A 12,807-nucleotide genomic window follows, 5' to 3' on the forward strand; every position below is an offset into this window, starting at 1 on the left:
GTAGTCTTCAGCAGCGTTAGTCTGGTTCGTGAACTGATCGAAAAAGCCTGCACAAAAACCGGACTGAAAGTTACTGCTGACATTCTTGACGGAGTCTATGAAGCCGGACGGACAGTCACTCGTTGCGTCCGTGCTTCACTGAACATCGAGTACGACTCAACCTTGCCTGCGTGGAACTACAGCATCCGCTCACGGAACGCCGCATAGCGGGAAGTTATTTCGAGCACGTTCCTTACCTGGAAGTGCCGGTCGAGGACTTCTCGCACGCCTACCAGTTCAAGAACGTGTGCAAGCAGATCGCCTCGGCGATGGGCACCGGCCTGGCCAGCGTGTTCATGCAGGACGGCCTGGCGCAGCACCGCACCCACCTGGTGGAGCACATCACGCGCTACAACCCGGTGCTGCAGGCGCCGGATGCGCTCTCGGCAACGAGTCTGGCCAAGATCTCGCTGGAAGTCGACCGGCAGGCCACGCTGCTGGCCGGCATGGACATGCTGCACGGCTTTGCCGTGTTGTGCGTGGTGGCGGCGGTATTCGTGCTGGCGCAGCGCAGCTTCCGGTAAGGAACCCGCTCACCGGGCGCCAGGCCATGTCCGCGGCCGGTACTGGCGCAATCCCGGCATTTCCTCTACCCTTTCGGCCTTTCCGTGCCAATCCGGCGAACCGCGCCGGGCTACGTAAATGGCCAGCCCCACCGATTCCCGCCAGAACCAGCCGCAAGCACCGCAGACCGCCGACAGCGCCGCCGCCACGCCCGAAAAGCCGAGCGACAGCTATGTGCAGTCCTTTGCACGCGGGCTGTCGGTCATCCGGGCCTTCAACGCGCAGCACCCGGCCCAGACGCTGACCGAGATCGCCCAGGCCAGCGGCCTGACGCGCGCCGGTGCGCGCCGCATCCTGCTGACGCTGGTGGGGTTGGGCTACGTGCAGGCCGACGGCCGCCTGTTCCGGCTCACGCCCAAGATCCTGGACCTGGGCTTCGCCTACCTGACCTCGATGCCGTTCTGGAACCTGGCCGAGCCGATCATGGAGACGCTGTCGCAGCAGGTGCATGAAAGCTGCTCGATCTCGGTGCTGGACGGCACCGAGATCGTCTACGTGCTGCGCGTGCCGGCGCGCAAGATCATGACCATCAACCTGTCGATCGGCAGCCGCCTGCCGGCCTATTGCTCGTCGATGGGGCGGGTGCTGCTGGCCGGCCTGGCCGAGCCCGAGCTCGACAGCGTGCTGCGCGCCACCGAACTGCGCGCGCGCACCGGCCGCACCGTCACCGACGTGGATGCGCTCAAGGCCATCATCGCCGACATCCGCAAGCGCGGCTGGGCGCTCAACGACCAGGAGCTGGAAGAAGGGCTGGTGTCGCTGGCCGCGCCGATCCGCAACCGCGCCGGCCACACCATCGCCGCCATCAATATCAGCGGCCAGGCCAACCGCACCAGCGCGCAGGAGATGCTGGAGCGTTTCCTGCCGCCGCTGCTGGAAGCTTCGGAGAAGATTTCCGGGCTGGTCGGGCTGCGCACCTGAGCGCAGCCGCCGGGATCAGACTGCCGCGGGCAGCTCCACGCTGCCGAATTCGGCCGAGCGCGTGCCGTCCAGCGGCCGGTTGCTGGCCCCGAAATACGCAAACGCCACGGACAGCTTGACCGCGTTGGACGCATTGCGGCCGGCCGCATGGAACAGCCGGCTGTCGAAGCACAGCACGTCGCCGCGGTGCAGCGCCAGCGGCTGCGCGGCGTCCAGCAGGGGCTGGCTGGCCGGGTGGGCCTCGATCAGGAATTCAGCCGGGTCCAGCTGGCCCGGCTCCAGCTTCGCCTGGTGCGAACCCGGGATGACGCGCAGCACGCCGTTGCGCTCGTCCTCGTCGCCCAGCGCCAGCCACACCGTCACCAGTTCCGGCCGGGCAAACGACCAGTAGCGCGTATCGCGGTGCCAGCCAGTCTGGCTGCCGTAGTGCGGATGCTTGGTCATCACGCAGTTGTGGTGCGCCAGCGTGATGCGGGCGGGCTCGCCCAGCAGCGCCTGCACCACCGCCACCAGCTGCGGGTCGCTGGCCCAGCGGCGGAATACCTCATCGCGCCCGTAGGCCTGGCGCAGCCGCCTGACCGTGCCGCCGCCGGCGGCATCGCGCGCGGCCGGCGCGCCGGGATAGCCCAGGTCGGCCTCGAACTCCACCGGCGGCACCGCCGCCGCCAGGTGCTCACGCGTCACCGCCTCCAGCGCCGCGCAGGCCGGCTCGTCGGCAAAGCCGCGCAGGATCACGAAACCGTTGGCGTGGAAGGCCTGCACCAGGCGCGGCAGCGCGCCGGCATCGGCAGACAGGACGGAGGAAGGCAGGTCGGCGCAGGGGTCCAGCGAGGTCATTGCAGCAGGCGCGGCACAGGCAGCGGAAAGAGGAATGGGAAGGGCCGCGGTGGCCCGACAGGCTCATGATGCCAGAACCGGCGCGATCTGGCGCAGGCGCTGCACCATAACCATGCAGGCAGCGCCGGGGCATCCACCGTCTCCGTACGGAAACAGACGGTGCCGCGTGCCGCCCGCGCCGCTACAATGCGCTGGTCTTCACCCGATATTCCCTGCATCCCCCCGCTTTATCCACCTTTTGCGCCGAGGCCCAACGTGACCGCTCGCCCACGCATCGTCGCTTCGCTGGCAGAGGCCCAGGCCCAGCTGGGCCGCATCGTTCTTGGCAAGCCGCAGCAGGTGCGGCTGGCGCTGGCCTGCATGCTGGCACGCGGCCACCTGCTGCTGGAAGACGTGCCCGGGGTCGGCAAGACCACGCTGGCCCATGCGCTGGCGCGCACGCTCGGGCTGCAATACCAGCGCGTGCAGTTCACCAGCGACCTGCTGCCGGCCGACCTGATCGGGGTTTCGGTTTTTGTCCGCGACGCTGGCGAGTTCCGCTTCCATCGCGGCCCGGTGTTCGCACAGGTGGTGCTGGCCGACGAGATCAACCGCGCGCCGCCCAAGACCCAGAGCGCGCTGCTCGAGGCCATGGCCGAGGGACAGGTGACCCATGACGGCGCCACGCACGCGCTGCCGTCGCCGTTTTTCGTGATCGCCACGCAGAATCCGCTGGAGCAGATCGGCACGCATGCCTTGCCCGAATCGCAGCTGGACCGCTTCACCATGCGGCTGTCGCTCGGCTACCCCGACCCCGCCTTCGAGCGCGTGCTGTACCTGGGAGGCGCCAGCACGCCACAGTTGCCCCCGGTGATGGATGGCAGCCAGGTGCTGGCGCTGCAGGAGGCTGCCGCACAGGTGTACGCCAGCCCGGCGCTGGTGGACTATGTGCTGGCGCTGGTGCAGGCCACGCGCAGCCACGGCGGCTTTGCCGCGGGGCTGTCGCCGCGTGCGGGGCTGGCGCTGCTGGCCTGCGCGCGCGCCTGGGCCCTGCTGGCGCAGCGCAGCATGGTGCTGCCGGAAGATGTGCAGGCGGTCTTCACCGCGGTGGCCGCGCACCGCCTGCTGCCCGCCGGCGCGGGCGGCCACGCGGCCGTTGCCGGCGAGCTGGCCGCGCTGCAGGCCGGCGTGGCCATTCCCTGAAGGCCATGGCGGCGCGCAAAAGCGTGCTCCGCGGCGCGCCGGCCATGGCTCAGCGCCGCACGGCGGGCCGGCGCCCGACCGGCGGGACCGGCGGCACGCTGCTGCTGGATCGCCGCCACCTCTATATCCTGCCCACCCGCGGCGGCCTCGGCTTTGCGGTCGTGCTGGCGGCGATGCTGCTGACTTCGCTGAACTACAACATCAGCCTGGGCTTTGCGCTGACCTTCCTGCTGGCCGGCATCGGCATGGCCTGCATGTGGCTGACCTACCGCAACCTGCTCGACCTCGCCGTGGCCGCGGGCCCGGCGGCGCCGGCCCATGCCGGACAGGATGCCGTGTTCCAGCTGCGCATTGACAACCGCGATGCCGACGCGCGCATCGGCATCGAGGCGCGCGTGCCGACGCTGGCAAACGTGGCAACCGCCATGCTGACGCTCGATGGCAGCGCCAGCGGCATGCTCGCCCTGCACGTGCCAACAGCGCGCCGGGGCCGGCTGGTGCTGCCGCGCGTGGCAATCGCCAGCCGCTTTCCGTTCGGGCTGTTCCGGGTCTGGAGCTATGCAGACCTGGACATGTCGACGCTGGTCTATCCCGCCCCGGAGCCCGACGCCCCGCCAGCGCCTGCCGCATTTCGGCCCGACGCTGGCGACGCCGTGCACACCGCCGCCAGCGCGGCAGGCAGCGACGACGGCATCGACCAGCTGCGCCGCTACCGCAGCGGCGACCCGCTGCACCGCATCGCCTGGAAGCACAGCGCGCGCACCGGCCGCTGGCTCAGCCGCGCCGGCGATCCGCCGCAGCAACCGGCCCGCTGGCTCGACTGGCACGCGCTCCCGGCCGGCATGGCGGCGGAAGCGCGGCTGTCGCGCCTGTGCGCATGGCTGCTGGCCGCCGGTGACGATGCCGAGATCGGCCTGCGCCTGCCCGGCGTTGAACTGCCGCCGGCGTGCGGCGCCAGCCACCGGCGCGCCTGCCTGGAAGCGCTGGCGTTATGGCCGCAACGGACCGCGGCTTATCGCGCCGGAGACCGGATGTGAAACCCGTCGCGCGGCCGCTGCAGCATGACGACCATGGCCTGCTGCTGGGCCAGCTGGCGCTGGTGCTGGTGCCGCAGGCGCGCACGCTGCCGGTGGCGGTCAGCCTGCTGCTGGTGCTGCTGCTGGGCTGGCGCTGGCTGCTGTGGCGGCGACGGGCGCCGCTGCCTTCGCGCTGGATGCTCGGCATCACCGCGGTGATGGTGCTGCTGGTGGCCAGCGCGCTGGTGTGGCAGGACGGCGGCGGCATGGGGCGCGAGCTCGCGGTGGCGCTGCTGGGCGCCTTTGTCATCCTCAAGCTGCTGGAATGCCGCGCGCTGTCGGACGCGACGCTGGTCACGCAGCTGTCGTTCTACCTGCTGCTGACGCTGTACCTGTCCGACCAGCCGTTCTGGCTGGCGCTGTACAGCCTGGCGATCGGCGCCTGGGTGCTGCGCAACTGGCTGCTGCTGCACCACCCCGAGGCGCGCAGCCGGCTGGCGATCTGGCCGCTGCTGGGGCGCATGGCGCTGCTGGGCCTGCCCTGGGCGCTGGCGCTGTTCGTGCTGTTCCCGCGGCTGGAGCACCCGCTGTGGCAACTGCCGCAATCGGCGCCGCGCGGCACCACCGGCATCAGCGACACCATGCGGCCGGGCAGCGTCGGGCAGCTGATCCGTTCGCCCGAAGTCGCCCTGCGTGCCGAGGTCGCCGGCCCGCCGCTGCCCGCCGCTGCGCTGTACTGGCGTGCGCTGGTGCTGTGGGATTACGACGGCACCACCTGGCACCCGTCGCGGCAGCGCCGGCAGCAACTGGCGCCCGCGCCCGCCGCCGGCAACACGGATGGCATCGACGTCAGCATCACGCTCGAGCCCAGCCAGCAGCGCTGGCTGTTCGCGCTGGACCGCGGCCAGGCGCTGTCCGCCGGCGTGGACGCGGCCGCCACGCCCGACGGCGAATTCATGGTGCGCCGGCCGGTGGACCAGCGCATCCGCTACCGCACGCATTCCACGCTGTCCCCTGCGCACGAAGCGCTGGCACCCGCCACGCGCCGGCTGGCCCTGGGCCTGCCGGACGGCAATCCGCGCGCCCGCGCACTGGCCGCCCAATGGGCCGACCGCCATGCCGATCCCGCCGCGCGCGTGCAGGCCGCGCTGCGGCTGTTCGCGGCGGCGCCCTTCGCTTATACGCTGAACCCGCCGCCGCTGGGCGGCGAACAGGTCGACAGCTTTGTGTTCGACACCCGGCGCGGCTTCTGCGAGCACTACGCCAGCAGCTTCGTCTTCCTGATGCGCGCCGCCGGCGTGCCCGCGCGCGTGGTCACGGGCTACCAGGGTGGCGAGTACAACCCCATCGGCAACCACTACGTGGTGCGCCAGTCCGATGCGCATGCCTGGGCCGAGGTCTGGCTCGACGGCCGCGGCTGGGTGCGCGTGGACCCGACCAGCGCCGTCGCGCCAAGCCGCATCGAGCAGGGACTGGATGCGGTGGTGGGCAGCGACGCCGCCGACTGGCGGCCGTCGCAGCAACCGGCATGGCTCAAGGACCTGCGCTGGGCCTATGAAGGCGTCGTCTACACCTGGCAGCGCTGGGTGCTGCAGTACGACCATGCGCAGCAGCAGCGGCTGCTGCTGGCACTCGGCGCCGGCGCGGGTGCGGGGCAGCTGCTGGCCGGCGTGCTGGGCGCACTGTGCCTGCTGGCGCTGGTGCCGCTGTGGCGGCGCCGCGGGCCGGCAGACCCCGTCGATGCGGCCTATGCCCGCTTCTGCGCGCTGCTGGCCCGCCACGGCTGCGAGCGCGCCCAAGCCGAAGGACCGCAAGACTTCGCCGCGCGCGCCTGCGCACGGCTGCCGCGCGCTGCCGACGCGATCGCTGCCGTCAGCGCCGCCTATGTCGGCTTGCGCTACGGCAACCTGCCGGCCGCGCGCCATGCGCAGGCGCTGGCAGTGATGCGGGCAGGCATTCGCCAGATCGCCGCGGCGTTGCGGCATTAGGCCCCGGCCGGTACGCCTGACGGGATTAGCTTCGTTTGATATAATTTCATCTGTAACTATATCAAATGTAGCCGATCCGCCGCTCGCGTGGGTCGCAACGCCTCCCGCCATGTCTTTCGAACAACGCATCGACCGCTTCTGCGCCAGCCATCCCGAGGCCCCGCGCGACCTGATCCTGGCCTCCAGGCTGCTGCTGCGCACCGCGCGCCTGCTGCGCAGCCATATCGACCACGCACTGGCCCCGTTCGAACTGGACATGAGCCAGTACCTGCTCCTGAGTATGCTTGCCGCCGACGAAAACCAGCCCAGCATGCCGTCCGAGCTGGGCACCACGCTGGACGCCACGCGCACGCAGATGACGCGGCTGCTGGACGGCCTGGAAACGCGCGGGCTGCTGCGCCGACGGTCGTCGGCCAGCGACCGGCGCAGCCTGGAGCTTACCCTGACCCCGGCCGGCCGCCGGCTGCTGGAGCGCGCTGCGCCGGCGGTGCATGCCGCCTACGGCGAGGCCTGGGCGCCGCTCGGCGCAGGCGGCCTGGCTGGCGCCACGCGTGCATTGACCCAATTGCACCAGACCCTGGAGGGGCTGCGGCCATGAATCCCGGCTCCCCCTGGCAGCCGCGGTTGCAGCCCCTGCGGCGATTGCGCGTCAGCATGCGGTGGCTGCGCTGGCTGAGCCACCGGCAGCGCCAGACCCTGCTGATGATGCTGCTGGCGCTGGCAACCGGCGTGGAGTTCCTCGAGAACATCATGTTCGTGTTTGCCTCCAGCCATATCGTCGGCGGCCTCGACGCCGACCCGCGCAGCTTTGCGCTGGTGCAGGCGGCCTACGCGGTGGGCAGCATGCTGATGATCCTGAAGCAGCAATGGCTGTCGCGCCGGTTCGGCTACCGCTACTACCTGACGGGGGCACTGCTGCTGTTCATGGCGGGCACGGTCGTGGCCGCAACCAGCCATGCGCTGCCGCAGATGGTGGTGGCGCGCTTTATCCAGGGCGTGGGCGGCGGCGCGCTGTTCACCAGCTGCCGCATCCTGGTCAACGTGCTGTTCGGCCCGACGGCGCGCCCGCGCGCCGCCCGCATTTTCATGATCGGCATCTTCTCGGCATCGGCACTGGGCCCGGCCTTCGCCGCCGAGCTGATCGACCATGGCGTATGGCAGGACGTGTTCTATGGCGTGCTGCCGTTCGCCGCGCTGGCCACGCTCGGTGCCTGGCTGCTGCTGCCGGATGCGGAGCCGCGCGCCAATACCAGCGGCCCCGCGCTCGGGCCGCTGCTGCTGTTCGGCGCCGCCATCGTGACCTTGCAGGCAGCGCTGACCGAGGCGCGCTTCGACGTGTTCTCGCACCCGCTGCGGCTCGCGCTGGTGGCTGCCTCGGGCCTGGGGCTGCTGGCCGTGTTCCTGTGGCACCAGTGGCACCACAGCGAACCGGTGCTGCACCTGCGCGCACTGCGCCACCCGGTGTACCTGACCGGCCTGGCGATGTACTTCGTGTACTACATGATCAGCAACCTGAGCGGCTACCTGTTCCCGATCTACGCCGAGCAGGCGCTGAAGATCCCGCTGGCCACCACCGGCTGGCTCAACACCTTTGCCGCGCTGGTCAGCCTGGCCGGCATCTTCGTCTACCTGCAGGTGGCGCCGCGCCTGACGCGCAAGAAGCCGCTGATGGTCGCCGGCCTGGTGCTGATGGCCGCCACGGCATGGTGGTTCTCGCAGATGCCGCCCGACGCCGGCCCGCCGGCGCTGGCATGGGGGCTGGTCGGCAAGGGGCTGTTCGGCGTGCTGGTGATCATCCCCATTGCCGGGCTGACGTTCCGGGCGCTCGGTCCCGATGAATTCGCCCATGGCTACCGCAGCAAGAACCTGATGCGGCAGGTCGCCAGCTCCTTTGCCTCGGCGCTGGGTGCGGTGCTGCTGCAGAACCGCCAGTTCGCGGTGCACGACAGCCTGCTGCACGCGGTGGGCCAGCGCCCCGCCGAGACCGGACACTGGATGTCTGCCATGCAGGCGGCGTTGGCCGCGCGCGGCTTCGATGCGGCGCAGGCCCACTTGGGCGCGCTCGCGCAACTGAACGGGCTGATCGAGCAACAGGCCAGGCTGATTGCCTGCGAGGATATCTACCGGCTGATTGCCGTGCTGGCGCTGGGCGCGGCGGCGTACATGCTGCTGCAGCGGCGGCTGGCCTGAAGCCCGCGCGAGCGGCTATGCACAAGCCGTGCGACGACTGGAACTACTGCGGGACAGACGCGGAATTCGGGGAGAAGCGAAGGCACCGCGCACGAGGCGATGGCGCGGACGGGTCGCAGTGCCGGCGGATGCGGCACCGGCGAAGTACCTGCTCAGAACAGCGACAGCTGGCGCATGCCGAAACCGATGGTCTCTTCCACGCGCGCACGGGCGTGGGCCAGCGAGCCTTCCGCGCCAGAGTAATTGCCGGCGGCCCAGTGGTAGACCACGGGGATGTCGCCGCGCTCGGACAGGCGCACTTCGCCAAGCTTGTCGCCGCGTTCGTTGCGGTAGAAGTGTGAGCGGTAGCCGCGCTCCCAGTGGGGGGCGACAACCTTCTTGCGCCGCCGGGGCTTCGGCGCGGAGCCGGCGGTGGACGTCGTGGACGTCAGTCGCCGCGCTCTATCGGTACCCGGCGTGATGGCGCGGGTGAAATCCAACTGCATAGACTTCCTCTTTGTCGATTCAGCAGAACCAGGGTCGGCGGGGGCTGCCGCCGCATGCTTCGTGCATCGCAGTCGAGATAATACCTGCTGGCGCGCTTTCTGTAAGCAGTTCGTTGCGCTGAATCCCGCCTCCGGCAAGGCTTAGCGGGCCGTATACCCACTTCGTATACGTGTCGGTATACGTCGGGGTATACGGCCCGCGCGGGCACCAAAGCCTTGCCAGTTAACGGCTTGCGGGCAGTCTGGCGTGCCCGCGGCAATCAGCCCAGGTCGAGCGGAATGAAGATGCGCGCCTCGTCGCGCTGCACCAGCAGTGCCACCTGCTTGCCCGATTTCGATACCAGCGACTTGAGCTGCTCGGCCGAGCTGATGGGCGTGCCGTTGAGCGACAGGATCACGTCGCCCGGCTGGATGCCGACGCGCGCGGCGGGACCGGCCACATCCTGGACCACCAGGCCGCCGTCGATGCCGCTGTCGCGCTTCTCCGCCGGCGTGAGCGGGCGCACCGCCAGCCCCAGCCGGCCGCCAGCCTCGCTGCCGCCGCCCTTCTGTGCGACGGCCCGGTCCTTGGCCGTGCCCACCGTCACCGACAGCGTCATCGGCTGGCCCTTGCGGATGATCTTCAGCGAGGTCTGCGTGCCCGGCTTGATATCGGCCACGTGCTCGGGCAAGTCGCCCGAATGGTCGATCACGTCATTGTCCAGCTGCATGATGACGTCACCGGGTTTCAGGCCAGCGCGCGCGGCCGGGCTGTCGGGCTCGACCGAGTTGACCAGCGCACCGGCAGGCCTGGGCAGCCCGAACGATTGCGCCAGCGCCTGGTTCACCTCCTGCACGCTGATGCCGAGGCGCCCGCGCGTGACCTTGCCATGCGCCACCAGCTGCTGCTGCACCTTGGTGGCCACGTCGATCGGGATCGCGAACGACAGGCCCTGGTAGCCGCCGGTCTGGCTGTAGATCTGCGCGTTGATGCCGACCACCTCGCCGCGCTGGTTGAATAGCGGCCCGCCCGAGTTGCCGGGATTGACGGCGACATCGGTCTGGATGAACGGCACATAGGTATCGTCCGGCAGCGAGCGCGACTTGGCGCTGACGATGCCCGCGGTCACGGTGTTCTCGAAGCCGTAGGGAGAACCGATCGCCAGCACCGGCTCGCCCACGCGCACCCGCGCAGGATCGCCCAGGCGCACGGCCGGCAGGTTCTTGGCGTCGATGCGGATCACGGCCACGTCGGTCTGCGGATCGCTGCCGAGCACCTTGGCCTTGAACTCGCGGCGGTCGGTCAGCTTGACGGTGACCTCCTGCGCGCCGTCGACGACGTGCGCATTGGTCAGGATCAGCCCGTCCGGGCTCACGATAAAGCCCGAGCCCAGTCCGCGCACCAGCTGCTGCTGCCCGCCCTGCGGACCCTGGAGCTGCGGCCCGAAACGCTTGAAGAACTGGAACAGGGGATCGTCCGGATCGATGCCCGGCGGCATCTGCGCCGCGGTGCGCTGGGCGCGCGCGGTGACGCTGATATTGACCACGGCGGGCCCGTACTGTGCCACGATGCCGGAGAAATCCGTCGGCGTGGTCACTGCGGCCGCCGGCTGCGCGGGCGCGGCGGCTGGCGCAGGTGCCGCATATCCCGGCGTGATGACTTCCTTCTGCAGATAGGCATAACCGCCGCCAAGGGCGGCAAGGGCCGCGATACCAACGGCCGTGCGAGCGATGGTCTGGCGCATCATGTGTTGTTCCTTTCCTTGAGCATCAGGCGTCGGCACTTTGCGACGCGACACGGTCATGCTAGCGACCCAGACTTAAAACAGACTTAAGGTTCAGCGCTGGCCACGCACGGGCGTATCGAGCACATTTCAGGGACATTGTAAATTTATCTTGCGCACAATTTAATTGCGTATAATATATTGCCATGGAACGCGACAACGACTCCTCCCCAGACTGGTTGTTACTGGATCGCCAGTTGTGCTTTGCGCTGTATTCGAGCTCACTGGCCATGACCAAGTTGTACAAGCCGCTCTTAAGTGAGCTTGGACTTACTTATCCGCAATATCTCGTGATGCTGGTGTTGTGGGAGACGGAAACGTTGACAGTCTCGGAACTCGGCGCCCGGCTGGCGCTGGACTCGGGGACGCTGACGCCACTGTTGAAGCGGCTGGAGACGGCGCGGCTGGTCACACGAACACGTGACGCAGCCGACGAACGGCGGGTGCTGGTCAGCCTGTCCGACTCCGGCCGCGCGTTGCGCCAGCGCGCCGCGCGTATTCCTGAACAGATGTTGTGCGCCACGCAGTGCCCGGTCGAAGAGATCCAGGCCCTGACGCAGCGCCTGCATGCACTGCGGTCGACGCTTGAACAAGCGCGGACCGATTCCAGCCTGCCGGACTGACGGCAAGCGTTGATGCGCCCCCTCGGGCAACAAACCGGAGCCTTAGATGAAACTCGAAAAAGTCGTTTATACCGCCCATGCCACCGCCACCGGCGGCCGTGACGGCCGTGCCACCACGTCCGATGGCCAGCTCGATGCCAAACTGGCCGTGCCCAAGGAAATGGGTGGCGCCGGCAACGGCCTGAATCCGGAACAGCTCTTTGCTGCCGGCTATTCAGCCTGCTTCCTGGGCGCCATGCGCTTCGTGGCCGGCCAGCAGAAGATCACCGTGCCCGCCGACGCCACGATCGAAGGCGCGGTCGGCATCGGCCCGATCCCGCAAGGCTTCGGCATCCAGGTCGAACTGAAGATCTCGCTGCCGGGCTTCGAGCGCGAGGCTGCCGAAAAGCTGGTCGAACAGGCGCACCAGGTCTGCCCCTACTCGAACGCGACGCGCGGCAATATCGACGTGACGCTGACTGTGGTCTGATCCTGCAGGATGGAAAAGGCCGGTATCGCGAAGGCGATACCGGCTTTTTTTTGTCGCCCGGCTGGCTAGCGATCCGGCTCGGCTGCTGGCAGTTGCGCGCAAAAAGCGCGCTTCTGTGTCGAACTCAAGCGCTTGATCTCGATTTCCGCCTTCAACGCTTCGGATTTTGTCTCAAAGCGCAATTGGCCCAGGACGCGTATGGGCTTGCGTGATCGCGTGTATTTGGCGCCTTTTCCAGACAGATGCTCGGCGAAGCGGCGGGCAACATCAGTCGTGATTCCAGTATAAATGGAATCGCCAGTGCATTCGAGCAGATAGAGATACCAGGCGCTGTCAGCCGACATGGATAGAATAACGGGGACTCAGCGGGGGATTCAGCGGTAATGGTATTACGCCGGAGCGGCGGTTGCGAGCCATTGCATTTCCGCCGCGCCAAAGCAAAAACCCCCAGCCTTTTGGGGCTGGGGGTTCTGCAGTATAAGAGCCTGGCGATGACCTACTTTCACACGGGAATCCGCACTATCATCGGCGCGGAGCTGTTTCACGGACCTGTTCGGGATGGGAAGGGGTGGTTCCAGCTCGCTATGGTCACCAGGCATGAGGGGTTGTGACGCTGGGGGTTGAAGCCAGCGTCACGAATAGGGATGTAGTCTTGGTTGTGCGTATTGTGCCAACCGAGGGCACAGGCGAATCACTCACCAGGCAAAACACACTGGTTATAGGATCAAGC

General features: G+C 68.6%; 14 protein-coding genes and 1 rRNA gene. 10 read left to right on the plus strand and 5 right to left on the minus strand.

Going from position 1 to position 12,807, the window contains the following annotated elements; all coding sequences use genetic code 11:
* From A3A5_RS42785 to A3A5_RS0137000, 3 genes are all read left to right on the plus strand, one after another.
* Positions 1-207: hypothetical protein (locus A3A5_RS42785; RefSeq protein WP_369797769.1), on the plus strand; the 207-nt coding region annotated here is incomplete at its 5' end.
* Positions 171-563 carry a hypothetical protein gene (locus tag A3A5_RS0136995; RefSeq protein WP_232431583.1) on the plus strand — a complete coding sequence of 131 codons (393 nt, stop codon included), beginning with the start codon at positions 171-173 and terminating at the stop codon, positions 561-563. The genes A3A5_RS42785 and A3A5_RS0136995, both read left to right, overlap by 37 nt.
* Positions 564-681: 118 nt before the next feature.
* Entirely contained in the window at positions 682-1,524 is an 843-nt protein-coding gene (locus tag A3A5_RS0137000) for an IclR family transcriptional regulator (RefSeq protein WP_018315468.1), read from the plus strand.
* Between the two features lie 15 nt (positions 1,525-1,539).
* On the opposite strand, the gene A3A5_RS0137005 is transcribed toward A3A5_RS0137000, so the two are convergent.
* Entirely contained in the window at positions 1,540-2,361 is an 822-nt protein-coding gene (locus A3A5_RS0137005) for a phytanoyl-CoA dioxygenase family protein (protein WP_018315469.1), read from the minus strand.
* Positions 2,362-2,616: 255 nt separating this feature from the next.
* On the opposite strand from A3A5_RS0137005, the gene A3A5_RS0137010 reads away from it, so the two are divergent.
* The 5 genes from A3A5_RS0137010 (at position 2,617) to A3A5_RS0137030 (ending at position 8,737) form a co-directional block, all read left to right on the plus strand.
* A complete protein-coding gene (locus tag A3A5_RS0137010) occupies positions 2,617-3,543 on the plus strand; it encodes a MoxR family ATPase (protein ID WP_018315470.1) in 927 nt (308 codons plus the stop codon).
* Between the two features lie 5 nt (positions 3,544-3,548).
* On the plus strand, positions 3,549-4,580 hold the full coding sequence (locus A3A5_RS0137015; RefSeq protein ID WP_018315471.1) for a DUF58 domain-containing protein: 1,032 nt from the start codon (positions 3,549-3,551) through the stop codon (positions 4,578-4,580).
* Positions 4,577-6,547 carry a DUF3488 and DUF4129 domain-containing transglutaminase family protein gene (locus tag A3A5_RS0137020; RefSeq protein ID WP_018315472.1) on the plus strand — a complete coding sequence of 657 codons (1,971 nt, stop codon included), beginning with the start codon at positions 4,577-4,579 and terminating at the stop codon, positions 6,545-6,547. The genes A3A5_RS0137015 and A3A5_RS0137020 overlap by 4 nt, the downstream gene beginning before the upstream one ends.
* A 109-nt stretch (positions 6,548-6,656) precedes the next feature.
* The gene (locus A3A5_RS0137025; protein ID WP_018315473.1) at positions 6,657-7,145 is read left to right on the plus strand and encodes a MarR family winged helix-turn-helix transcriptional regulator; all 489 of its coding nucleotides are present in this window, start codon (positions 6,657-6,659) and stop codon (positions 7,143-7,145) included.
* Positions 7,142-8,737: an MFS transporter gene (locus A3A5_RS0137030; protein ID WP_198293209.1), complete on the plus strand. Its 1,596-nt coding sequence runs from the start codon at positions 7,142-7,144 to the stop codon at positions 8,735-8,737. Before A3A5_RS0137025 ends, A3A5_RS0137030 begins: the two co-directional genes overlap by 4 nt.
* 152 nt (positions 8,738-8,889) lie before the next feature.
* Here A3A5_RS0137030 and A3A5_RS0137035 read toward each other — a convergent pair whose 3' ends face one another.
* Positions 8,890-9,222, minus strand: a complete 333-nt coding sequence (locus A3A5_RS0137035) for a hypothetical protein (RefSeq protein WP_010809792.1) — start codon at positions 9,220-9,222, stop codon at positions 8,890-8,892.
* Between the two features lie 260 nt (positions 9,223-9,482).
* Positions 9,483-10,949 carry a DegQ family serine endoprotease gene (locus tag A3A5_RS0137040; RefSeq protein WP_018315475.1) on the minus strand — a complete coding sequence of 489 codons (1,467 nt, stop codon included), beginning with the start codon at positions 10,947-10,949 and terminating at the stop codon, positions 9,483-9,485.
* Positions 10,950-11,131: 182 nt separating this feature from the next.
* On the opposite strand from A3A5_RS0137040, the gene A3A5_RS0137045 reads away from it, so the two are divergent.
* Together A3A5_RS0137045 and A3A5_RS0137050 are read left to right on the plus strand one after the other, a co-directional pair.
* Positions 11,132-11,608, plus strand: coding sequence for a MarR family winged helix-turn-helix transcriptional regulator (locus A3A5_RS0137045; RefSeq protein WP_018315476.1), 477 nt, complete (start codon positions 11,132-11,134; stop codon positions 11,606-11,608).
* 46 nt (positions 11,609-11,654) lie between these two features.
* Positions 11,655-12,077 (plus strand): organic hydroperoxide resistance protein, encoded by a 423-nt coding sequence (locus tag A3A5_RS0137050; protein ID WP_018315477.1) that lies wholly within the window; start codon positions 11,655-11,657, stop codon positions 12,075-12,077.
* A gap of 65 nt (positions 12,078-12,142) precedes the next feature.
* Here A3A5_RS0137050 and A3A5_RS42790 read toward each other — a convergent pair whose 3' ends face one another.
* The gene (locus tag A3A5_RS42790) at positions 12,143-12,421 is read right to left on the minus strand and encodes a GIY-YIG nuclease family protein (protein ID WP_081624082.1); all 279 of its coding nucleotides are present in this window, start codon (positions 12,419-12,421) and stop codon (positions 12,143-12,145) included.
* A gap of 139 nt (positions 12,422-12,560) precedes the next feature.
* A 5S ribosomal RNA gene (rrf, locus tag A3A5_RS0137055) occupies positions 12,561-12,673 on the minus strand.
* Positions 12,674-12,807: the final 134 nt, after the last annotated feature.

The organism is Cupriavidus sp. UYPR2.512 (assembly GCF_000379565.1).
In the GTDB taxonomy this organism is placed as follows: Bacteria; Pseudomonadota; Gammaproteobacteria; order Burkholderiales; family Burkholderiaceae; genus Cupriavidus.

Excerpts from the sequence above, each read along its gene's own strand:
- A3A5_RS0137000 (WP_018315468.1), top strand. The coding sequence starts at position 682 with ATGGCCAGCCCCACCGATTCCCGCCAGAACCAGCCGCAAGCACCGCAG.
- A3A5_RS0137035 (WP_010809792.1), bottom strand. The coding sequence starts at position 9,222 with ATGCAGTTGGATTTCACCCGCGCCATCACGCCGGGTACCGATAGAGCG.
- A3A5_RS42790 (WP_081624082.1), bottom strand. The coding sequence starts at position 12,421 with ATGTCGGCTGACAGCGCCTGGTATCTCTATCTGCTCGAATGCACTGGC.
- A3A5_RS0137015 (WP_018315471.1), top strand. The coding sequence starts at position 3,549 with ATGGCGGCGCGCAAAAGCGTGCTCCGCGGCGCGCCGGCCATGGCTCAG.
- A3A5_RS0137030 (WP_198293209.1), top strand. The coding sequence starts at position 7,142 with ATGAATCCCGGCTCCCCCTGGCAGCCGCGGTTGCAGCCCCTGCGGCGA.
- A3A5_RS0137050 (WP_018315477.1), top strand. The coding sequence starts at position 11,655 with ATGAAACTCGAAAAAGTCGTTTATACCGCCCATGCCACCGCCACCGGC.
- A3A5_RS0137040 (WP_018315475.1), bottom strand. The coding sequence starts at position 10,949 with ATGATGCGCCAGACCATCGCTCGCACGGCCGTTGGTATCGCGGCCCTT.
- A3A5_RS0137025 (WP_018315473.1), top strand. The coding sequence starts at position 6,657 with ATGTCTTTCGAACAACGCATCGACCGCTTCTGCGCCAGCCATCCCGAG.
- A3A5_RS0137045 (WP_018315476.1), top strand. The coding sequence starts at position 11,132 with ATGGAACGCGACAACGACTCCTCCCCAGACTGGTTGTTACTGGATCGC.
- A3A5_RS0137005 (WP_018315469.1), bottom strand. The coding sequence starts at position 2,361 with ATGACCTCGCTGGACCCCTGCGCCGACCTGCCTTCCTCCGTCCTGTCT.